The sequence below is a fragment of the Lapidilactobacillus mulanensis genome, assembly GCF_003946215.1.
GTDB classification, from domain to species: domain Bacteria; phylum Bacillota; class Bacilli; order Lactobacillales; family Lactobacillaceae; genus Lapidilactobacillus; species Lapidilactobacillus mulanensis.
On sequence record NZ_RHOW01000004.1, the window covers coordinates 51878 to 74331 of the forward strand.

General features: G+C 45.8%; 19 protein-coding genes. 5 read left to right on the forward strand and 14 right to left on the reverse strand.

Annotation, left to right across the window (positions count from 1 at the left end):
* Positions 1-17: 17 nt before the first annotated feature.
* Together EKM67_RS01815 and EKM67_RS01820 are read right to left on the reverse strand one after the other, a co-directional pair.
* Entirely contained in the window at positions 18-1175 is a 1158-nt protein-coding gene (locus EKM67_RS01815; protein ID WP_164506529.1) for a GGDEF domain-containing protein, read from the reverse strand.
* A gap of 100 nt (positions 1176-1275) precedes the next feature.
* The gene (locus tag EKM67_RS01820; protein WP_225417274.1) at positions 1276-2658 is read right to left on the reverse strand and encodes an FAD-dependent oxidoreductase; all 1383 of its coding nucleotides are present in this window, start codon (positions 2656-2658) and stop codon (positions 1276-1278) included.
* Between the two features lie 286 nt (positions 2659-2944).
* Between EKM67_RS01820 and EKM67_RS01825 the strand changes: the two genes are divergently transcribed.
* On the forward strand, positions 2945-3649 hold the full coding sequence (locus EKM67_RS01825) for an EAL domain-containing protein (protein ID WP_125576697.1): 705 nt from the start codon (positions 2945-2947) through the stop codon (positions 3647-3649).
* Between the two features lie 70 nt (positions 3650-3719).
* Here EKM67_RS01825 and EKM67_RS01830 read toward each other — a convergent pair whose 3' ends face one another.
* Positions 3720-4235: an NUDIX hydrolase gene (locus tag EKM67_RS01830; protein ID WP_125576699.1), complete on the reverse strand. Its 516-nt coding sequence runs from the start codon at positions 4233-4235 to the stop codon at positions 3720-3722.
* A 138-nt stretch (positions 4236-4373) separates the two neighbouring features.
* Here EKM67_RS01830 and EKM67_RS01835 point away from each other — a divergent pair, with 138 nt between their 5' ends.
* Positions 4374-4799, forward strand: coding sequence for an AlbA family DNA-binding domain-containing protein (locus tag EKM67_RS01835; protein ID WP_125576701.1), 426 nt, complete (start codon positions 4374-4376; stop codon positions 4797-4799).
* Positions 4800-4829: 30 nt separating this feature from the next.
* Here EKM67_RS01835 and EKM67_RS01840 read toward each other — a convergent pair whose 3' ends face one another.
* The 8 genes from EKM67_RS01840 to EKM67_RS01875 all read right to left on the reverse strand — a co-directional run bounded on the left by EKM67_RS01840 (position 4830) and on the right by EKM67_RS01875 (position 13167).
* Complete coding sequence (locus tag EKM67_RS01840) at positions 4830-5411, reverse strand: histidine phosphatase family protein (protein ID WP_125576703.1); 582 nt, start codon at positions 5409-5411, stop codon at positions 4830-4832.
* A 183-nt stretch (positions 5412-5594) separates the two neighbouring features.
* Positions 5595-8003 carry an ABC transporter permease gene (locus EKM67_RS01845; RefSeq protein ID WP_125576706.1) on the reverse strand — a complete coding sequence of 803 codons (2409 nt, stop codon included), beginning with the start codon at positions 8001-8003 and terminating at the stop codon, positions 5595-5597.
* Positions 8004-8007: 4 nt separating this feature from the next.
* Complete coding sequence (locus tag EKM67_RS01850) at positions 8008-8676, reverse strand: ABC transporter ATP-binding protein (protein ID WP_125576708.1); 669 nt, start codon at positions 8674-8676, stop codon at positions 8008-8010.
* Positions 8677-8730: 54 nt separating this feature from the next.
* A complete protein-coding gene (locus EKM67_RS01855; protein ID WP_125576710.1) occupies positions 8731-9741 on the reverse strand; it encodes a sensor histidine kinase in 1011 nt (336 codons plus the stop codon).
* A complete protein-coding gene (locus tag EKM67_RS01860; protein ID WP_125576712.1) occupies positions 9734-10381 on the reverse strand; it encodes a response regulator transcription factor in 648 nt (215 codons plus the stop codon). The genes EKM67_RS01855 and EKM67_RS01860 overlap by 8 nt, the downstream gene beginning before the upstream one ends.
* Before the next feature lie 128 nt (positions 10382-10509).
* Positions 10510-11838, reverse strand: coding sequence for an FAD-dependent oxidoreductase (locus tag EKM67_RS01865; protein WP_125576714.1), 1329 nt, complete (start codon positions 11836-11838; stop codon positions 10510-10512).
* A gap of 173 nt (positions 11839-12011) precedes the next feature.
* Positions 12012-12572, reverse strand: a complete 561-nt coding sequence (locus EKM67_RS01870; RefSeq protein WP_125576716.1) for a hypothetical protein — start codon at positions 12570-12572, stop codon at positions 12012-12014.
* A gap of 406 nt (positions 12573-12978) precedes the next feature.
* Positions 12979-13167: a hypothetical protein gene (locus EKM67_RS01875; protein ID WP_125576718.1), complete on the reverse strand. Its 189-nt coding sequence runs from the start codon at positions 13165-13167 to the stop codon at positions 12979-12981.
* Positions 13168-13638: 471 nt separating this feature from the next.
* Between EKM67_RS01875 and EKM67_RS01880 the strand changes: the two genes are divergently transcribed.
* Genes EKM67_RS01880 through EKM67_RS01890 form a run of 3 tightly spaced genes read left to right on the forward strand, consistent with a single transcriptional unit; the run spans position 13639 to position 17815 of the window.
* The gene (locus EKM67_RS01880) at positions 13639-14577 is read left to right on the forward strand and encodes an AAA family ATPase (protein WP_125576720.1); all 939 of its coding nucleotides are present in this window, start codon (positions 13639-13641) and stop codon (positions 14575-14577) included.
* Entirely contained in the window at positions 14578-15624 is a 1047-nt protein-coding gene (locus EKM67_RS01885; protein WP_125576722.1) for a DUF58 domain-containing protein, read from the forward strand.
* The gene (locus tag EKM67_RS01890) at positions 15605-17815 is read left to right on the forward strand and encodes a DUF4129 domain-containing transglutaminase family protein (RefSeq protein WP_164506530.1); all 2211 of its coding nucleotides are present in this window, start codon (positions 15605-15607) and stop codon (positions 17813-17815) included. Before EKM67_RS01885 ends, EKM67_RS01890 begins: the two co-directional genes overlap by 20 nt.
* A gap of 70 nt (positions 17816-17885) precedes the next feature.
* Here the strand turns inward: EKM67_RS01890 and EKM67_RS01895 are convergent, their stop codons facing one another.
* The 3 genes from EKM67_RS01895 to EKM67_RS01905 form a co-directional block, all read right to left on the reverse strand.
* Complete coding sequence (locus EKM67_RS01895; protein ID WP_125576727.1) at positions 17886-18521, reverse strand: SDR family oxidoreductase; 636 nt, start codon at positions 18519-18521, stop codon at positions 17886-17888.
* A 248-nt stretch (positions 18522-18769) separates the two neighbouring features.
* Complete coding sequence (gene recQ, locus EKM67_RS01900; RefSeq protein WP_125576729.1) at positions 18770-20515, reverse strand: DNA helicase RecQ; 1746 nt, start codon at positions 20513-20515, stop codon at positions 18770-18772.
* Positions 20516-21626: 1111 nt separating this feature from the next.
* Positions 21627-22445, reverse strand: coding sequence for a DUF6681 family protein (locus EKM67_RS01905; protein WP_125576731.1), 819 nt, complete (start codon positions 22443-22445; stop codon positions 21627-21629).
* Positions 22446-22454: the final 9 nt, after the last annotated feature.

Below are 22454 nucleotides of genomic sequence, written 5' to 3' on the forward strand. Positions count from 1 at the left end.
AAATTTAAGTCATAAAATTACTCAGTTTCATCGGTCGTGATCAAGTTACGCCCACGTCCTTTAGATAAATACAGCATTCGGTCGGCACGTTCGAATAATTGATCTGAAGTTCGATCGGCGACCCGCAACTTGGCGATGCCAATCGAAGCGGTAAAGGTAATCGGCTGACCGTTGTAATTGACGGTGAGCGCGGCAATTTGTCGATGCAAGTCTTGGGCAATAACTTGGGCGTCCGCCACCGTTTTATGTGGGAGGAGAATACTGAATTCCTCGCCACCGGTGCGATAACATTCGGCATCAGGAATTTGATCGGTAATTTCGCGCAACGTTGCGCCGACCCTGGTCAAAACATCGTTACCCGCCAAATGGCCGTAAGTATCGTTGATTCCCTTAAATCGATCGATGTCCATTTCGATCATACTTAAATCGTTTTGATCGATCTGAGCACGGGCGAAAACGTTTGCGTACTCCTTATGAAACATATTATAATTCTTCAACTTTGTCAATGTATCGATCGTTGCTTGACGAGTCACGCTGATCAATTGCTGATTATCGCGGAACAAAATCGTTAATCCGAAGAATAAAATCGTCTCCATCAACAGAAAGCTCCAAATATTGAACCACATTTCAGAAGTCGTCACTTTACCGATCCCGACCACATTAACATAATGTAGCGTGATCCAGACCATTGTGATCAATCCTTGAACCGCCGGAATGACCCACCCCGCCGGCGAATCGCGCTTTCGAATCAGATAAGCCACCAATGTGATCAACAATAACATCAAGAGCATGAACAGCGAATGATATAGGGTCTCGATCGAAAAATGATAAAAAAACAAGTGAGCTAAAACATCGACCGACATAATTTCGAAACTCGAACGGAAGCCCAGAAAAACCACGATAAAAATCAGTAACAGCATTCGAAAATTAATAAATGCCGCATAACTACGCGATAATGCCGATTTATATTCAAACAAACTAGCCAATACCGAAAAATAAACCACACTAATGATTTTTAAACGGCCAACAGAAAAATCGACTTTGTCCATATTTTGTTGATGTGCGGCTGAGTATTGTAAAACTAAACGTACTAATAGCTGGAAGAACAGAATTATTCCCAGTGAAAAGAAAATCCCGGTAAACAGCGGCTTGACGAGCCAGAGTTTCTCCGTCAAATTAATCATCCCTTGCAGAAAATATTACTGACAACTGTTGATGGCCAAATTGACGCTGGTCAAGAAATTATCACGATCGAATTTATTTTTTTGAATAGTTCTAACCTTTTGCAGCTACCTTTTCTTGTTCGATCGCCATCTGTGCAACTAAATTCAAATAATTAAATGGTTGATCGTAGTTCGGTTGAAAAAGCATATCAACGTAGGCTAAATCATCGATGGTATTTTTATTCTGGATACAAACCGAAATTGTATTCGCAGACTGGGCAACTTCATGCTTGCTATATAATTGCGCGCCCAAAATTTGCCGGTTATCGCGATTGTACACTAAAATAATCGTCAGCATGGCCGTCGTCGGCATGTAATCGGGACGATAATTATCATGATAGGTCACAGATGCGGCATTGAATCCGGCGGCTTGTGCGTGATGCAAAGTCAGCCCGGTGGAAGCCAGCGTATGATTGAACAGTGACATGGCAGAAGTGCCTTGAGTGCCCATATATTTCTGAGTATGGCCAAAGAGATTGATCGCCGCCAGTTTGCCTTGACGTACGGCGTTAGTGGCTAGCGGAATATAAGCCGTTTTGCCAGTTGGATTATAATGAACCGCACTGGCATCTCCGGCTGCATAAATAGCTGGGTCAGAAGTTTGCATATAATCGTCAATCAACAAAGCGCCGCGTCGGTCCATTTCTACTTGGCCACGCAGTAATTCAGTGTTGGCCACGAAACCTGTACTCACGATCGCTAAATCTGCGGCGTGTTCACCTTTATTGGTCTCTACGATCACTTCATCCGTGCCCTTGAACCCATGAGCGTGTTCGCGATCGTAAACGTGCACCCCGTGATTGACCAAACTTGTTTCGATCACTTTTGCCAACTCGGCATCTACGTAATTATTCAGCAATTGATCTGGTCCCTGAATTAAACTAACTTCATGATCGGTGTTGGCGTAACTCTCCGCCAATTCGACTCCCACGTAACCCCCACCGACGATTGCGATTCGTCTGTGATTTTTCGCGGTGTCGTAAATGGCTTGTGCTTGGGCGTAATCTTTACATAATAAAACTCGAGAATGATCAACGCCCATAATTGGCGGTACTTTAACGTAAGAACCGGTTGCCATGATCAGCTTGTCGTACGAATCGGTAAAAACTTCGTTCGTGTCTAAATTCTCGCAGGTTAATTCCTTCTGCTTGGCGTCGATTTTTAAAACGTCGTGCTTCATCCGCACGGTGGCTCCCAGTTGCCGTAATGCCTCTGGATTCGAATAGAACATGTCCTCCAAGCGTTTAACTTGCCCGCCTAAATAAAGTGAAATCCCGCAAGATAAAAAAGAGATATTATCATGACGCTCGTAAATCGTCACGTCTGTCTCAGGATGATCTTCCAGAATCTGCGTCGCCGCAACTGTTCCTGCATGTGTGCAGCCAACAATAATAACTTTCCTATCAATTCCCCGTTCCTCAAATATTGATTTCACAGATAAAATTGTGCGTCAATTCAACTAAAAAAATGATTCCGATCGATCCCACAATTATTCGTATACAATTGCACTTACCTTCAATTATAGTACAAAGCGCGCCAACACGGTAAATTATTTTAAAATTGCGATTCTTAAACTTAAAAAAGCATCGATTTAGCTCTGCGTGTTACTGAAAAGATGGTCATGAAAAATAAATTATTTTCTGATCAGGTAAATTCTGATTTCCATTCTGTCCAAAAATGGCTTAGAATGGAGTTGATAACTGAGAAATGGAGGCCTCTCTGTGAGCACAGTAGACGAAAAGCGCTATCGCTACTTTATCCAACCACAATTAGATAAGATCAATAATACATTGATCGGATATGAATTATTAATGAAGTACCACACGCCGGATGGATGGCGCCCTCCTCATTCATTCGCGGAAATTCCACCGAAAATTATTGCCGACACTTTAGTCGAGACGGTCAAACAACTCGAATTAAAAATCGGTTCTGTGTCGGTCAATATTAACCGAACACAACTCATGGATCCGCAAATCGACGATGCGATCATTCAATCTCAATCGATTTTGCGGCCATTGAAATTAATTGTCGAGTTGACCGAAGAACCCGATGATGAAAACTTTAAGACCGAGCAGATCATCGAAATGGTTCAGCGTTTCACCGATCGCGGCATGGAGCTCAGCCTCGATGATGTGGGGATGGACCAGAATAATCTTGACCACGTGAAACCCCTGTTGCCCTACGCAACTGAAATGAAATTTGCGCTACAAGACTTGTCAGCTTCTTTTCAAGATAAAGAAACGCAAAAGCAAGTCAAATTCTGGCAGAATGTTGCCTGTCAATATAATCTCCGCTTCATCCTCGAAGGGATCGAAGACGCTGAAGATGACGCCACCGCGGATCAGTTGGACATTGATTTACGGCAAGGCTATTTCTATGGCAAGCCCCATCTGCTCAAAATTAACGCGGATGATCCAGATCAATAAATAATCAGATAACAAAAGCCACTGTGATTATTCAAATCACAGTGGCTTTTTAGATGGCCATAAAAATCGATCACTCAGTCAGGGTCTCGCCAGAACTGCAATGCCAACTGAAAATATCTTTCGCAAATAAATAGGGAATGAATTGTCCCTGTGCAAGCAACGCCTTTAATTCCTGCTCGTCTACCCACTGAACGTCCGCAACTTCGGACGCTTGCAGCTGTAAATCGGTTACGGCAACGTCGAGATCGACAAAATAAATTTCATCCCAACCTTCAGAAAAGGCCACTGTCATCCGGCTAGGTGTGTTGTCAAAATCGATCTGGATGCCGGTCTCTTCCCGCAACTCGCGACTGGCGCCGGCTGCGACGGTTTCACCACTGATCACCGAACCACTGGCGGTAAGATCCCAATAACTGGGCCAACCGATTTTGTCTGCGCGTCGTTGTTGAATCAAAACTTGTCCTTGAGCGTTGAAGATGCAAACCATCACCACAAATCGATATGTCCCAGGCGCCATTTTGGTTCCACGCTCATGTTTTTCCGGCAACATTTGCTTCTGTGCATCGTACAAATCATGTAATTCCACTGTGACCACTCCTTTTTGTCTGAAAATTTCGTGAACTTAAATTTTACCACGCGCCGATTGAATTGATGTCCTTTTTCTTGACCTACTCTTTAGAATTGTTAACAATAAAGTTATCAGACAAATCGAGGAGGCACTGGTATGAGTTTGCCCACGGAAGATCGCCAAACCGAATACAAACATGCTTCGAAGAATCGGTTACCCGAATCCATTTGGGAAACGATCAGTGCCTTCGCCAACACGATCGGTGGGCGCGTCATTCTTGGCGTCTACGAAAACGTCCACGAGCACACTTTTCAAGCGGTCGGTCTATCCGATCCGGAAAAATTAAAGACAACTTTCTTGTGTGATCAACAAAATCCCGCCATCATTTCTGCAGAAGTAGTCCAACCCAACGACATCAAAATTATCCAAGTTGACCATCATCGCTTGCTAGAAATAACGGTTCGCGAAATTGCCGCAGACCAGCCTGCCATCTTTCTAAAAAATGATCGCGCCGAAACTTATTTGCGCATTAACGACACAGATCGGCGTATTAGTGACATTGGTCCAGCAATCATGCATTAAAAACCGCCTCGAAAAATCGAGACGGTTTTTTTAAATCTGCGGACGGATCACTTCTTCTAAGTGAAATTGTTGCGCCGTAAATTGATATTTGAAAATCATGCCATTGGTAAAGCCTTTCGCTAATTCTTCCGTCGGATCTTGTAACATCCGCAAAAAGTTGAAGCACGCTCCCGCATGGGAAACCGCCAAGACCACATGACGATCCTCTAAGGACATGATTCCCGTCAATGTTTTCAGCATCCGCTCGCCCACCGCGTTGGAAGATTCACCCCCATAAGGAACGAAGAAGCTTTGATATTCCTTGGGTGATTTTGGATTCAAGCGTTCACTCTCACCTTCGAAAGTGCCGAAACCCATTTCTCTGAGATCTTTCAAACGTTGATAAGGCAAGCGCGCGTCGATCGCTAATTCAAGTGTGTCGCTGGCACGTTCGGCAGTTGAACTATAAGCGTGATCCAACTCGATCGACTGGAAAAACTCATGGGCAGCCAAGCCTTGCTGAATGCCACGATCCGTTAGTGGTGAGTCACACCAACCCTGAATTTTATTTTCAACGTTGAATAAAGTCTCACCGTGCCGCATTAAATACAATGTTTTCGTCTCGTTCATCATAAACGCCTCCAAATAAAAAAATCGTCACCCACAGCATACTACAATATGCGTGGTGACGACAATGGTGCCTTGTGTAGCTTGTTAGAACGGTAGATAAAAGCTTAATATTAACGTCTCATTCGTTTGGATGGCGTTAGTTCTGCGTGCTGATAGACCCGTGATTCGCGTACTTGAAGCGCCACTTTATTCGGTGCGGATCATCAGGTCAATGTCTTGTTTGCGGATCATTCGCCAGGTGACTATCGCAAAGACTGCGCCGATCAAGAGTAGCGCTACTGCAGTTACGACTATCTCGATGATCGGCCAATGAAATGACTTGTCCGATATTTGACCTGCACTCATCAGCTGATAGAGTCCGCGGGCAATACCACTGCCAAGCACACTACCGAAAACCCAACCGCGAGTCAGCAACAGGGCGTTCTGAATACTTAACATCCCCGTGATCTGTTTAGCGGTCGTCCCGACCGATTGTAAGATTGCTAATCCACGTCGTTGTTCCAATAGCGCAGCAAAAGTATGGTTAATGATCGTGGCCAGACTGATCAGTGACAGCAACGTGATAAAGCCGTAAACACCTGTCCGCATGGCGGTAAGCGTTGCTTCAGCTTCGCGGGCATTTGCGACTTGATCATAGATATAAATATCACCCAACTCTAATTTCAAAGCCTTCACAAACGCCGTGTGAGTTTCCCGATCTTTCAACGTTAATCCTAAGCTATAAGTTAGCTGACTATCATCCACGTTTAATGTCGGTGCCCACTTTTCAAACGTTGATTGGGAGATTACCAATGCACTGTCGCCTGGATATAATATCAACTGATACTGTGGCAACGATTCGTGGGTAGCAAGATTGAAATGAGTCGTGATGATTTTGGTCTTAGTTTGCTTTCCTTGATCATCCAGATTTTCCGTCGTGAAGCTGAGCGTTCTAGGATCATCCGGCTCAACGAGCGACTTCTCCGTTGCTTTCCCATCCGCCGTAGTATTGTATATTTTGCCATTGATGACGGTTGGCACACTATTAAATTCTTTTTTAGCCACGTCATTAGGAATCACGTATAACCACAACTGTCTATGCGACCACTTTTTCGCCTTGCCCATCATCATCAAAGACATTTCACGCACTACCTGAGATTCTTTGATGCCACCTTGCTCAGTCAGGATACGTTTAATATCTTGCATATCGATCTCCTGACTCTGCAAAGTACCGGTAATGTCAGCGGTGTAGCTTGGTGTTTGATCCTGCAAGACATTACGAACAAAGCCCGTGAGTCCGACGAAAATTGTGACCGTTGTCGTCAGCGTCACTAACATCGACCATTTGCGGGAACTCCGGCGATAATTTTTCAGTGCCAATTTCATGATCGGTTGTTTAACTCGACGGATCAGCCAAGTTGACTTTAAATGACGCTTTGTTAATTTCGGTGACGGGTCTAATGCTCTGATCGCGACAATTGGCGTGACACGACTAGCTTTGTATGCCGGTCTCGCCGCTGCAAGTAACGTGATCAAGATCATGAACACGGCTGCGATCAATAACGGCAGCCAATCAACAACCAGCACCAGATCGAGTGGCAATTCATGATTGGCAAACATCCGTTTCAGCGAAGTCATCGCCAGTGTGATCCCACCGATTCCAAAGCCATAACCTAAGATCAAAGCGGGAACTGCTAGTAGGAGCGATTGTTGATAAACCAAATGGTGCAATTGTTTCGGCGTGGTTCCAATTGATCGTAGTAAGCCATAACGTTGACGATGAGCCTTCACCGTCAGATTGATACTCGTGTAGATCATAATCAACGCAGCCACGCCAATAATGGCTAATACAGCTACCACAACGGCGACTAGTGCCCACTTCGTTTTTGAATCAGCAGATTCGCCAATTATATTTAAGGCTTGCTCCTGATAGATAATTGAACGAGCTTTCACACCATAACGTTTGGCCAGCATTGGCATTTTCTGATGAATGTCACGAGTTGACTTCACCTTTGCCATCACGACTTGGCGACCAGCCGGTAAGGTCGACGCTGTATGAATAATTTGTCCTTCCGTTAAAAAGCCTTTGAACTGTGACATCACGCCGACAACTCGATACTTGTGCGTATCTTGGCCGGTTTTAACGGTGATCGTACGACCGATCTTGACATCACCGCCGATCAGCATCTCGGAGAGCATCACTTCATTGGACTTTCGCGGTAACCGACCACCTACCAGTAATTGCTTCCCAGCTAACTTGAGATCAGCGGGGGTAATCGTGATTTGGGTCAAGGGATTATCTTTATCAGCGCCATACTCGCCAGCCTTAATTTCTTTGATCGCAACATTATTCTTGGTGGTATACGCGGCCGTGTTTGCAAACGCCTCTTCATCACGAAAGGCTTTCACGCGCTGACGACTGACCCCACTGAATGAAACCTGCTGGCCGGCGCTATCTTTTACATAATAATTGTACATACTGATTTGCATGCTGCGCAGCCCAACTAGCACTGCCACTGCCATCGTCGCGGCGATTGCCATGGCGAGAATAGTCATGATCGTGCGTGCTAATTCTGTCCGCAAACTGCGAATACTTAGTTTAGTCATAATCGACATCTGATCACCCCTCACTTGGTTGCAACTGGCCGTCTTCGATCGTGATTACCCGACTAGCCTGTTGCGCAATTAAAGGATCATGGGTGATCACAACGATTGTCTGGCCTTCTTTAACGTTGGCATAATGCAATAGCCGCATGATTTCTTGTGAGTTGCGTTGATCGAGATTTCCCGTCGGTTCATCCGCCAGCACAATTGCCGGTTGATTGATCAGTGCCCGACCGATGGCGACCCGTTGTTGCTGCCCTCCGGAAAGTTGACTCGGCAACGCATCCGCCTTGTTGACTAATCCCAGAGAAGCCAAGAGTGCGGTTAATTCTGCTTGGGGAATACTTTTGCCATCTAACTCTGCGGGCAACGTGATGTTTTCTGCGACCGTGAGATTGGGGATCAGATTATAAAATTGATAAATCAAGCCGACCTGCCGCCGCCGAAAAATCGCCAGCTGGGTTTCGTTCAGCGAATAAAGATCGGTATCGTAAAGTTGCACCGTGCCACTCGTTGGTCGATCAACACCGCCCAATAAATGTAATAACGTCGATTTACCCGAACCAGACGGCCCGACAATGGCGACAAATTCACCGGGTTCGATTGCGAGACTGACATGATCCAACGCCGGCCGTTCCTCACCCGAATAATCCTTGACAAGATCAGTTGCTGTTAATATTGACATGATTTTCACCTCTTAACTTGCAGTCTACCCGTTGTAAGTGACAATCAAGTGACATTATTTAAAAAGTTCCAGCCGATATTCCACGCCAGCGGCCACATTATTCACAGACAGGCGCCCATCGCCAGCCTTAGCGATGCCTTCTGCAATCGCCAACCCGATTCCAAGATTATTCTGCGAACTCTGACTTCCCCGATAAAAGCGCTCGAATAAATGTGGCAAGTCGCTTTCTGGAATGGGCTCACCATGATTAGTCACACTGATCACCGTCGAAATTGGCGTTGCACTCGCTGAAATCGTAACGGTAGAATGCGTCGGTGCGTGTTCAACCGTATTTTTTAAAATATTAATTATCGCTTCTTGCATCAGTCTGACGTTGACACTGATTTCCATCGCCGCGGGAATTTGCCAATCCAAACGCAACTCGGCATCCGCAATCAGTGGCAATAAATAGTTCAAACTTTGATGCAATAATTGGTCCACACTCATTTGCTCGCGTGCTTGACTCAATGTGTGCGTGTCGACTTTCGCCATTAAAATTAATTGTTCGACTAATTTGGCTAAACGTTGATTTTGTTGTAATAATTCTGCTCGACTCGTCGTGACATTGTCTGGTGCTAATAATTCCGTTAGATTATCGATCGTCGCGATCGGGGTCCGCAATTGATGGGCGATGTCGGTGATCGCCACCGTTAATTGTTGGCGATCCCGATCCAAATCTTCGCGCATTGCCTCAGTCTGGCGCACGTAATGATACAACTCATTATGCAACGACGAAAAAAGTCCCTCATCATTGAGCGACATCTGATAATCGGTATGTCCCGTTCGCGCCGCGCGTAATTGATCGTCGATTGCGGTCAAACGTTGCGTGATTTCTCGCATCCAGCGCCAGCTTGCCACCGTAATTAAGGCAGCCACCAGAATGAATAGGCCTAATAATAACCAACCGTTTTGAAAAGACGCCCACCAGCTGGTAAACAGTCCAGCACCAACAATCATCACCAAACAGATTGCTAGCCAAACGATGCTACGCGTTTCGGGTTGGCGCAAATAATGATTTTTAAACATCGACAAAATACCCCATTCCGCGAATCGTCCGAATTAATTGAGGCTGGGTTGGATCTGGTTCTAATTTTTCACGCAGGCGCTTGATGGTCACCGTTAGCGTATTGTCGTTGACAAAATTATCGTGTGCATCCCAAATTACCGCGATCAATTGCTCGCGGCTAATTAATTGTCGTTGATTCTGCGCAAAATAAACTAGCAAGCGCCATTCTGTTGCCGTCAACGTGATCGGCCGCCCTGCTCGCAACACTTGTCCTTTTGCCAAAGCAATCTCTAGCTGACCCATCGTCAAAATTGACTGCGGCATTAATTTTGCTAGTCGCGCCTTGAGCACGCGTAAACTGGCCGGCTTGACGACAAAATCGTCCGCCAATTGTAGGCCGGCGATTTCCGTTGATTCTTGATCGTTGGCCGTTAGCACCAACACTTTGCCACTGATCAACTGTCGCCACTGACGCAACCAACTTAAGCCGTCACCATCAGGCAAGGTCAAGTCTAAAATCAGCGCATCCCAGTTGGACTGCTGTAATTTGCGTGCGGCTTCTTTCAAAGACGCCGCGCCATCGACCTCATGCGTTGCCGCAAAAAACGTCATCATGCTTTCTCTTAAAACACGTTCATCTTCAATAATTAATAATTTCACGGGCTCACCGCCTATCTTGCCCAATTATAACGTAGCCTGATAGCGCAAACAACCGAATTTTCCCGACGAAAAAAGCCCGGCATGTAAATGCCGAGCTTCATTATTAATTCCGTTTTAAAATGTAGCAGTTAGGCGAAAACATCGTTAAGTGCCTCGGTCATGGTTGGATGGCTATAAATCTGATCCCGCAATTCCGTCACCGGAATTTTTTGATTCAGCGCCAACGTGATCAAGTTGATCGTCTCGTAAGCCTCTTCGGCATAGATCGTCATGCCTAATAGCGTGTTGTTTCGTGGATCGACCACGGCTTTGTATAAACCGCGCGCATCGCCCAAAACTTGCGCCTTGGGAACCGCCGCCGCAGCTAATTTTTTAACGATTGGTTGATAGCCTTGCGCAACCGCTTCCGCTTCGGTGAGACCCACCGTGGCAATCGCCGGCTTCAAAAAAGTCACCCGTGGAAAAGCAGGACGATTGGCCAACGTGCGCGTTTGATCGCCGAACAATTGATTGTTGACGATCCGCCAATCATCCAGCGAAACATAAGTGAATTGCGGCCCACCATTCACATCTCCCAGCGCCCAAATATTAGGCGCGGTCGTTTCTAGCTTCTCATTCACGACAATCGCGCCATGTTTGCCTCGTTCGATCGAAGTCCGCTCCAAATGCAGGTCAGCCACATTCGCCTGCCGACCGGTCGCAACCAATAAAGCGTCCACTGTTAAGGTGTGCACCTCATGATTTTGCCGATAGGAAAGTTCGACGCCATCTTCGGTATCGTGTACAGAAACCAGTTCACTTTCCAAAAGGAATTCAATCCCATCTGCCTGCAAATCTTCGCTAGCCATCTGCGCAACTTCTGGTTCAAACCCACGCAATACTTGTGGTTGGTTGACTAGCACCGAGACTTCACTGCCAAACTGCGCATACATCGACGCAAATTCTAAGCCGATCGGTCCACCACCAAGAATCGCCAGATGTTGAACTTGTTCCGTTTGCGCCAATAATTCTTGCGACGTATAAACATGCCGACTCTCCTGGAGCCCCTCGATTGCAGGCACAAATGCTTTTGACCCTGTGTTGATAAAGATACGGTCGGCGGTTAATTGTTGCTCGCTAGAATCATCTTTGACTAACAGCGTCTGATCGTCCAAAAATTCTGCATCTGCATTCAAAACCGTGGCCGTTTCTTGATCGGCCACCTTATGATAATTTTTGTCACGCAACTTACCAGTCAATTGATTCTTGATCTGAATCGCTTGTCCATAAGACACGCCACGCTGCGCACTGGTAATTAAATTCTTAGTCGGAATACAAGCCACGTTAATACAAGTCCCACCGTACATTTGCGCGTCTTTTTCAATTACAAGTACTTCTTTGCCGTGTTGCGCCAAAGTTGCAGCCAGCGTCTTCCCCGCTTTGCCGAAACCAATAATAATATTGTCGAAATGTTTCATTGACGAACACCTCCATTAGATTAAACTCAGCTGAATCAATATTGTTAATAATTATAACGCGAAAAGATAAAATCATCCGATTGCAGAACTGAACCCCAATAATTTGGATTTAACCAATTATTGGGGTTCAGCCTCACAAAGAAAATTTGTGAATATTTTTTAATTGAACGACGCTAATCCATTGCTAAAATCTGACCGGTTGCAATCGGCAGTGTCACGTGTGCATCATAATGACCAACCATGCCAGCTACACTCTCGGGCAAATCTAGGCTAGCGGGCACACCGTGAATATAAATCACACGTTTTTCTAGGTGCAGCTCATCATCGCCGAACGCTTTTTTGAAATTAGCTTGCAACTCTGGCAATGAAACGCGCTTCTCGTAGACGAAATCGCCATTTTCATCGGAAACGGGATAACGATCATGGGGAATATCCATGTGTTCTGGCGCATCATCAAAGGGAACCATCGTTGTGCCCGAAACAGCTGCTGTCTCAGGCAAATCAACAAAACCGTCACCGTTTTTATCTTGCGCTAAAGTGGCAATCAACGCCTGCGAACCATCCGGATTACCGTGGAAATGTTCCCAGTGCGCCATTTTGGCAGGTGTGTTGTGCATTTCGATCCGAATAATCAACTCTTCGCCAGCGACTTCGAACGTCGCGTGACCATAAGCAGCATGACCAATTTTGTCAGCATTGAGTGAAACAATTTGTGCTTCATAATGTGTTGTCATCGATAAATCTCCCTTCAATTGACGAGCAGAACGCTCTGTAATCATCATACTTCAAAGTAAATATAAGTGGAAATTTTACGGCTTATTTTTTGTTAACGCTGGAAAAATTCATGAGATAGTTTTGAAGGCTTTGTTTGCGTGTCGCAGGATTTAGTTTGGTTCCGTCAGAATGCTACAAAAAAATGTTGCGCCTCGCTGTGTGCTAGCTTTTAAAATCTCACCCTAATTCTCGAAGGCTTTGTTTACGTGAGGTGGGATTTAGTTTGGTTCCGTCAGAACGCTCCAGAAAATAGTTGCGCCTCGCTGTGGGGATGACTTCAAGCCTTTGCAAAATCGGCAAAGTCTTGAAGATCACCCTTGTTCTAGCGGGACTATGGTTTTGTGGAGAAATGCATTATTAGTCAACTTATCTGAGAACGTTTAAGAAATAATCTGGTCCCGCAAGAACAATTTCACTGCGAGTCGCAACTTTTTCTTCCGCGTTCTGACTCATCTCGGCAGTTTTATAGTGGTCGCTCCAGTCAACGTCTAGTCCTGTGCGACTGATTTTAAGCGCAACTTTAATTTCTAGAGGACGAAAGGCGGACTTGATCATCACACAAACTTCTTCGTTCAACTTTTCAAAGTAACGGCAACAATGTTAATCAAATTTGATGAACCCTGTTATTCAGATCCTTCACTAAACGAAATAAGTTTAGGCAGAAGTTGCGGAAGAAAATAGTGGGATTGCAGTGGTATTTCTGTTAACGAACGGCCTTCGTGAGTTTACAGAAAGGGAAAATGTGAGATCCGACGTTTTTCCGGAGCTCACATTTTAGGCGGAAAACTTTTGGCGTACTTCCAAAAGCTTGGAGCCGTCCCCACAGCAACCTCCCACTATTTTCTGGAGCAACTTCTGCCGCAGGTAGATTATTTTTCGCACGTTTGAAATATATTATTCAAAGAGCGCTATCTTTTTACCCACTCCCAAATATTTCAGGTATACTAAATGTAATCGTTAACAACCAAACAATTATCACATCATAACAACGGGCGCAGATCAGAATTTAATCGCGGGAGGCACAACATGGAAATCGAAGCAGCAAAAACATTGATAGATAACGCCATCACCGAAATGGAAAAGGTGATCGTCGGCAAACGCACAACTTTGCAGCTCACCGTAACTGCCCTGCTCGCTAACGGCCACGCGCTATTCGAAGACGTTCCCGGCGTTGGCAAAACCACCCTCGCCAAAACGATGGCGACCACGTTTGCGGGCACTTACAATCGAGTGCAATTCACGCCGGATTTATTACCGAGTGATATTATCGGCGTCTCGATTTTCGACCGGCAAAAAAATCAATTCGAATTCAAACCCGGGCCAATTTTCGCCACATTCTTACTCGCCGACGAAATCAACCGCGCTACCCCACGCACACAATCCGCCTTATTAGAAGCCATGGCAGAAAATCGGGTCACGTTAGATGGCGCCACTCATTATCTCGACGATAGTTTTTTCGTGTTGGCAACTCAGAACCCGACTGATTACGAAGGCACTTATCCGCTGCCAGAAGCGCAAATGGACCGGTTCATTATGCGACTCAGCATTGGTTATCCCAACTTCGACGACGAGCTGAAATTATTGACCCAAAGACAATCAGAACCAAATCTTGAAATTCAGCAAGTTGTCAGCCACGACCAATTAATCGACTTGAAACAAACCGTTCAGTCTGTTCACATCGATCCCGTGTTATTGCGCTATATTCTCGATTTAGCGACTGCGACTAGACAACATCCTTCAGTCCGCTTAGGTATCAGTCCCCGCGGTTCATTGGCACTGGCGGCGGCAAGCCGTGCCTTCGCGTTGACGAACGGTCGCGATTACGTGATCGCCGCCGACATTCAGGCGCTGATCCAACCGGTTTTTGGACACCGTATCATTTTAAACGCAAGCAATGCCAGCGTTCGTGATCAAATTTTGAGCGACATCGTCAAAAGTATTCCCGTACCGATTCGGGGTGAGTAAATGAAATGGCGACACGTTTGGCGCAATATGAGTTACTTTTTCTGTCTGATCGTTTTGAGTTTATTCGGGATTATTTTCAATACCAGCTCCAGTTTATTCGTGACTAACGTGGCCTTTATGCTGATCGTTCTCAGCTTATTAAGTCTGGCCTGGCCGTTGAAAAAATTACAAATTGAACATTCGGCGCAACAAATTCATGCTCACGATTCTCAACAACCTCTACAACTCGTTTTGCAGGGCCGCGGGTTTTTTCCACGAATTGTAATTAAAAGTCCCACTGAACCACTCCTATCCACCATTTATTATGGGCAGAAAACGCCCTTCACTTGGTCGCAAGCACTCGACCGCGGCGTTTACACGAGTATGCCCTTGGCGGTCACGGCCAGTGATTTTTTTGGCATCGCCAAAAAATCACGCCGCTTAAAATGGCATCAACCATTAGTCGTTGGTCCACAAATCGAGACCGATTTTGCCAATAAGATTGCGGCGGCTCTGGTGCAAATGGTCCAGGCTGCCGCGCAAGACACCGCCTTAACTTCGATGGATCTGCAATCATTACGCAATTATCGCGTTGGCGATCCGATCAATATGATCGACTGGAAAATCACTGCTAAAGAAGACAATATTATTATTCGCAAGAATGAACCCGAGAAGCGCGTGCATTGGCAGGGAATTTTTCTCGGTGAGCCTGACGACGCGTTTGAAATTCGACTCGGTACTTTTTTTAGCTTGGCCGCAAATACGACGCTTTGGGAACGTAGTCTTTATGTAACTGATCGCATTTATGAGGCGCCAACTTGGACCGAACTCGCGGAATTACAAGCCAGTCCTGTCGCACTGAAAAATCTGATGGCGACTAGTCCCAGTCCCAAACAGACTTTGATTATTTTCGGGAGTCAGCAGCTAACCTATGATGGCTTGAAAACACAATTCGGAAAAACCGCGTTGATTTATGTACAGGTCAATGACCAAGCGGCGTCGATTCAAAGTGCGCGAATGAATTTAGTTGTGGCAAGGAGGGATGAGCATGCCCAAGTGGCTTCGTAATTTAATTCCCTTAGGTCTGAGTTTATGGCTGGTCGCCGTGGTCATGCGCGTCTTCGTGTCCATCAACCCCATCGACAACACGAGCCTTTTGATCGGAGCAATCATTTTTTCCGGTCTGTTGGTCTGGGGACTGAGCTTAACCCGCCTCAATCAGCTGCTCAAGCTCTTGATCATTGTCTTCGATCTGCTCTTCTGGTTATCACGTCTTCTGGCAACGAATCGACTCGATTTCGTCAGTTGGCTGAGCAGATATTTCCCGCAAATCTACAAGACGATTTTACAACTCGGCAACACTGGCGGCGTCGATATGCCGCAAACCTTGGCGGTCACACTCGGGTTGATCTTGGTTATGGGTTTATTCATGCTGATCATCGATTATCAGCAGCCTTTGATCGCGGTCTTGATTGCCCTAGCCTATTTAATGGCCGTGCACATTTTTAATGGCAACGATTTACTTGGCGCTTATTTTCAAGTCAGTTTGATTTTGTGCTTACTGCTGATTTGGCGTAATTTTTCAACTGACCATTCGTGGAAAATCATGACGATCGGCCTGCTTCCGATATTGATCGTCTCTGGAATTTTTTATCTGGTCAATACGCAGACTACTTTTAACGGCAACCTCGTTGTTAACACGGTCGCGCTACGAAATCGGTTGAACGCAGCGGGCTTCTATGACGCCATCGATGCCTACGCCGATCGCAGTCGCCAAACCGGATTTACCGAAAACAATCAGAAATTGGGCGGACCGATCCACGACGACAATACCGTTATCATGACTGTCATTCAGCGAACACCGCATTATTTGCGAGTCGGCGCCAAGGATACTTATGATGGCAAGGGCTGGGAACGCATGGGGCGCATATTAACCAGTGATGATCCCAGACCTTACTCTCAGACCACCCAAGAATGGCCGCTCGTGCTCAAAGATGAGGAGACTGCCGATAGCATCTACGATTCGACCCCTGAGCAAGTTGAAATCATCAATCCCCAGGAACAATCATTTATTGCCTTGCCCTATGGAAAGCTAACCTTGACCAACGTAGGTCCCGGCCCGGAACTGAGTTATTACGATCAGACCTCCAACCGTTTATATCCTAGCACCAACATCGCTTACCAAACGATCGACATGACCATAGCCGACAAAAACGTAACCGATGCCCAACTTGAAAACGTCGGCGCCGTCGACTTAACTTCGATGTCCTATTATTTACAACTTCCTGCTAAACTTCCCGCCCGAATCAAGACGCTGGCTGAGAAAGTTACCAAAAATGCACCGACTTATTACGATAAAGTCACTGCGATCACGGACTTTTTATCGACGGACGATCAATTCACTTATTCAAAAGTCGACACACCAACAACCCCGAAAAATCGGGACTACGTCGATTACTTCCTCTTCGATTCTAAAATCGGTTACTGCGATAATTTTTCCAGCGCGATGGTGATCATGTTACGTACCCTAAATATTCCCGCGCGCTGGACCAAGGGCTTCAATGACGGCGCGGCAGTTAAGCAATTAGCCAATGGTAGAAAGCGTTACGCGATCACAAATTCCGACGCACATTCATGGCCAGAAGTTTATTTCCCCGCGTACGGTTGGTTACCCTTCGAACCAACGCCCGGATTTTATAATGAGGATCAACCACAGGCCACGACGGAACGTTCAGAAACCACTTCGATCTCAAGCCAGTCGGAATCGAGCAGTTCTAGTTCTTCGAGCGCGTCTAGCAAAGCCACTTCTACGCGGTCATCCAGCCAGACGGCCGCTGACACGCAAACAGACGACTCAACTTCAATACCAGAATGGTTACGCCTGGTGCTTTTGATCATTATTTTGCTCCTGATCATTTTGACGGCGCCGCGAATTCTGTTGATTGTCTTTCATCAACGTAGCCGCAGAATTACCGCGGCCAAATTCCCGCATTTCTATCGCCAACTCCTGTGGTTATTGCGCATTGTTGCCAAACGTGCGCCGAGCCAATCCTTGACCAGTTATGCGCACCAGATCGATCACCAACTTGAATTACCCGCTGCTTTCACACAAATCACCGCCAGCTACGAAGCACAAGTCTTCGGCGCTCAACTTGCCAAACCGCAAGTGGCAGAATTCGATTTATTATTTGCCGTACTGACGAAAAATCACTATGGGAACTGGTATTATTTGTTGAAACGCCTCAAATCGACGACCTAACTAAAAAGCGTCGTAAGTTGTGTCCTGACGACATCAACTTACGGCGCTTTTCTGTGTTCAAATTTAGATTTTATAACTGGCTTAAAGTGTCTTCGATCGGCGTGCTACCACTGCACATCGCAATCGTTTTTCCGATCGTATTTTCATGATTCAATATTTCGGCTAGGGTTTCCGCAACATCGGGGATCGGATTTACATTCGACTCACCGACGTTTAGGCTGATTTTGCCAGTGCCTGATTCTTCGGTCAAACTCGTGGCCTGCAGAATTGTGTAATCCAAGCCAGTATTCTTGATCAAATAATCATCGGCAAAAAACTTGGCCACATTGTAATTCATCAACTGCTTCATGCCCTCACGATGCCATTCATTCGGTTCGGTTGAGTAAATCGAACTCAGCATGACATACCGCTTAACGCCATTCTGCTCGGCGGCCCACATTGTTTTGACCGCACCAAAAGCATCCGTCTGCAATAAATCTTTCCCGCGCGAACCGGCCACGAAATAAATCACATCGACATTGCCAATGACTTCAGCAATGTCACTAACTTCCGCGTGCAAATCCAATTCAACGGCTTGAACATGATCAAGCACCGCCACATTTTCCGGATGACGCGCACCCGCGATCACCTCGTGGCCATCTGCAACCAAATCCTTGATCAATTCGGCTGCCACCCGTCCAGAACCACCCGCTACAAAAATTTTCATCGCTATTCTCCCACTTCAATCAAATTTAAGTGCCAAAAACAAGAACCATCGCGCTCATCAACTCGCAAAAAAATCTTTATCTAGGCTGACGAAATGGTTTTACGCTCTTAACTCGAGAATACGCCGTTCGCTCTGTCATTGCAATCATGACGCTAGTTACTTAATTCAAGGGTACTTAAACACGCAGCCCTAATTTCACACCAACTTAAAATTGCCCGCAATCAATCAACTCAACAGGCAACTTCAACCTAGTCTGTTGCCAAGGCATCCAAAAATTGTTGGCCGTATTTTTCTAACTTGGCCTGACCAACGCCTTTGACCGCTAGCATTTCGTTTAAAGTCGTAGGCATTTGTGCGCACATCTCGTGCAACGACTGGTCTGAGAAAATCACGAATGGCGGCACGCTCTGTTGTTCAGCCAACTCACGCCGCAACGCCCGCAATTTTTCAAACAATTCATCATTGACCGGCAACGATTGCTTCGCCTTGACTGCCATCTTGCGGAAAACCTGCGACTTGCCTTGCAAGACTGCTAATCCCGTACTCGTCAGTTGCAACACAGGATATTCGCCACCAGCCGCGCGTAAATGACCCGATGCCGTTAAAAAGTCGATCAATTCTGAGACTGCCTTTTGCGACTGATTTTTCAATAAGCCGTAGGTGGAAAGTTCGTCGAAATGCATTTGGGTCACGCGCTTAACTTTGGACGCCGTTAAAACTTGGGCGACCAAAACTTTACCGAAGCGCTGATCCATCCGTTTCACACACGACAACACTTTTTGCGCATCGATGGTCACATCTTGTGCTTCACGATCATCGAGGCAATTACTACAATTCCCGCAAACCGGACCTTTTTCACCAAAGTAGTTCAGAATATATTGTTGCAAACATTGTTGCGTGTTCGCATACTGCTGCATTTCTTGAAGCTTCAAATATTCGAGATGCTTATTACGATCATCCATCTCAGACTTTTCAATATAAAAATGCTGGATCTGAATATCCGCCAATTTAAATAAAAGGATCACATCAGATGGCAAGCCATCACGGCCGGCTCGCCCCACTTCTTGATAATAAGCTTCCAGTGTCCCCGGAACTTGATCGTGAATCACGAAGCGCACGTTACTCTTGTCGATGCCCATTCCGAACGCATTGGTCGCGACCATCACTGGCAATCGATCGTATAAAAAGTCTTCCTGATTTTTCCGGCGCTGTTGTGGCGACAAACCCGCGTGATACATGGTTACTGCCACGTCATTCTTGGCCAACAGCTTCGTCACACGTTCGACTTCCTTACGCGTGCTGGCATAAATAATCCCCGACTGATCCGGATTGACCTTCAAATAATCCAACAAAAAGCGATCACTGTCTTGATCTTTAACAACTTTAAACGACAAGTTCGGCCGTGCAAAATCGGTTTTAACTTCTTTGTCCACGTTCAAAAGATGCATGATATCTTCGGCAACTTTCGGCGTCGCGGTTGCGGTCAGCGCAATAATTGTCGGTTGGCTAGGCAACTGCTGAATAATTTCGGTGACCCGCAAATAACTCGGCCGAAAATCATGCCCCCATTGCGATATACAGTGGGCCTCATCGATGGCAACCAGATCGATGGGTAATTGTGCCAGACCGTTGAAATAATTCGAATCTAAGCGTTCTGGTGACACATAGAGCAACTTAACTTCACCAGAGGCTGCTTGTTGAAAGCGATAATTAATTTCTTGATAATCGAGGCTACTGTTAATAAACGTCGCGGGAATGCCGTTCTCATTCAACGCGTCGACTTGGTCTTTCATCAACGAGATCAGTGGCGAGACCACCAAAGTCACGCCCGATAAAATTAATGCCGGGATCTGGTAACATAGTGATTTCCCACCGCCCGTTGGCATGATGGCTAGGACATTATCGCCCGCCAAAACTGCATCGATCACGTCTTGCTGACCGGTGCGGAATGTGTCATATCCGAATTTTTCTTTGAGAATTGTTTGTGGTTCCATCGACTCAACCCTTTGCTTTGCTAACTTCAATGGTAAACGAAAATGGTCTGAAAAGAAAGAGGCATTCCCTCTTTCGAAACAATTACTACCTCTACCCTTCTGTTTAGTACGTGTGCTGCTATAGACCTATATAAATTATCTACCTTCGGCAGAAGTTGCTCCAGAAAATAGTGGGAGGTTGCTGTGGGGACGGCTCTCAGCCAATTGAAAAAAGCGAATTGTCGTCCGTAGTGTGTGAAAACCAATCTACCTTCGGCAGAAGTCGCTCCAGAAAATAGTGGGAGTTGCTGTGGGGACGGCTCCAAGCTTTTGGACGAGCGCCAAAAGTTTTCCGCCTAAAATGTGAGCTCCGGAAAAGCGCCGGATCTCACATTTTCCCTTTCTGTAAACTCACGAAGACCGTTCGTTAACAAAAATACCACTGCAATCCCACTATTTTCTTCCGCAACTTCTGCCTAAACTTATTTCATTTAGGCTAGGATTGGAATAACAGGGTACCGCAAGCTTGATTGACATTGTTGCCTTTACTTTAAATAGTTGAACGAAAAAGTTTGTGTGATGATCAAGTCCGCCTTTCGTCCTCTAGAAATTAAAGTTGCGCTTAAAATCAGTCGCACAGGACTAGACGTTGACTAGAGTCAGCACTATAAAACTGCCGAGATGAGTCAGAACGCGGAAGAAAAAATTACTGATCACTGTGAAATCGTTCTTGTGGGACTTAATTTTATTTTTAAAGTAAATCAGAAAAGTTGATCACCATAATAGTTATCCGCAAATCTAAAGTCCCACTAGAACGAGGGTGATCTTCAAGACTTTTGCGGGCTTCAAAAGGCTTGAAGTCATCCCCAGAGTAAGCAGTAATTTTTTCTGGAGCGCTCTGACGGAACCGAACAAGATATTACCTCACGCAAACAAAGCCTTCATGAATCAGCTGGCAACTTTAAAAGTCATCCCCACAGCGAGGCGCAACTATTTTCTGTAGCGTTCTGACGGAACCAAACTAAATCCTACCTCACATCAGCAAAGCCTTCAAAATTGCTTCCCACTACAAATTGCACCGGAGCCCAACAAAAAAGCATAGAGCAAATACCTCTCTATGCTAATTACGCAATTATTGCTGATTTACTTTTTTCGGTTGGTATGCGACTTCGGCCACGATTTCATACGGCTCCGTATTTTCGATCAACCCGCCGCGCCCGGCGATTTTATATGGACCACCACGCAAGAAGCTGTTGGCGACGACCAAATCATATTTCTCCTGCGCCAGATCCGCGTTGGTCAGGCCGACCTTGCGAATATCACCCACCGCCTGTTCTGACAGTGCGTTGACACCCGCGTACAAAACTAAGTGGCCATGTTCGTTTTTGATTTCGTAAAATGGCAATTGTAACGGTGTGCCCATTGCGAACAATCGCTCGTGACTCTGTTGCGCTTGGGCGTACAGATCACGATCAGTTAAGCCATTATAATTCAGGCTCAAATAACCTTGCGTAATCAATTCCTGTGCGAGATCATCGATATGCTGCTGTTCAGCAAATGTAATATTTAATTCGACGGGCAAAACCTGCTTGCGATCAAACAGACCGGCAGATGGCACGTTTTGTGCGAAAGTTACCGGTTGTGTTGTCGCCGCATTGGCAGGATGGCCACCTAATTTTTTCTCGATCCACGGCGAAACATCGAACTTGAATCGCTTGTCTGTGAAGTAATAAAAATAATTTAACACTTCAAAATAAAACACCAGTAAAAACGCAGCTAAAAAACCGAGCCCGATCAATCGATAGCCGGCATAACGCATATTAGTGATGGCTAAATATAATAAATAAAAATTGGCAAAAAATCCGATCAGCGTAAACATGCGATTTTTCGGTTTATCTTTGATATTGAAGTAACCTAAAACTTTGTTGGCAATTTCTAATGCTGTTAACATGCTGGTCCT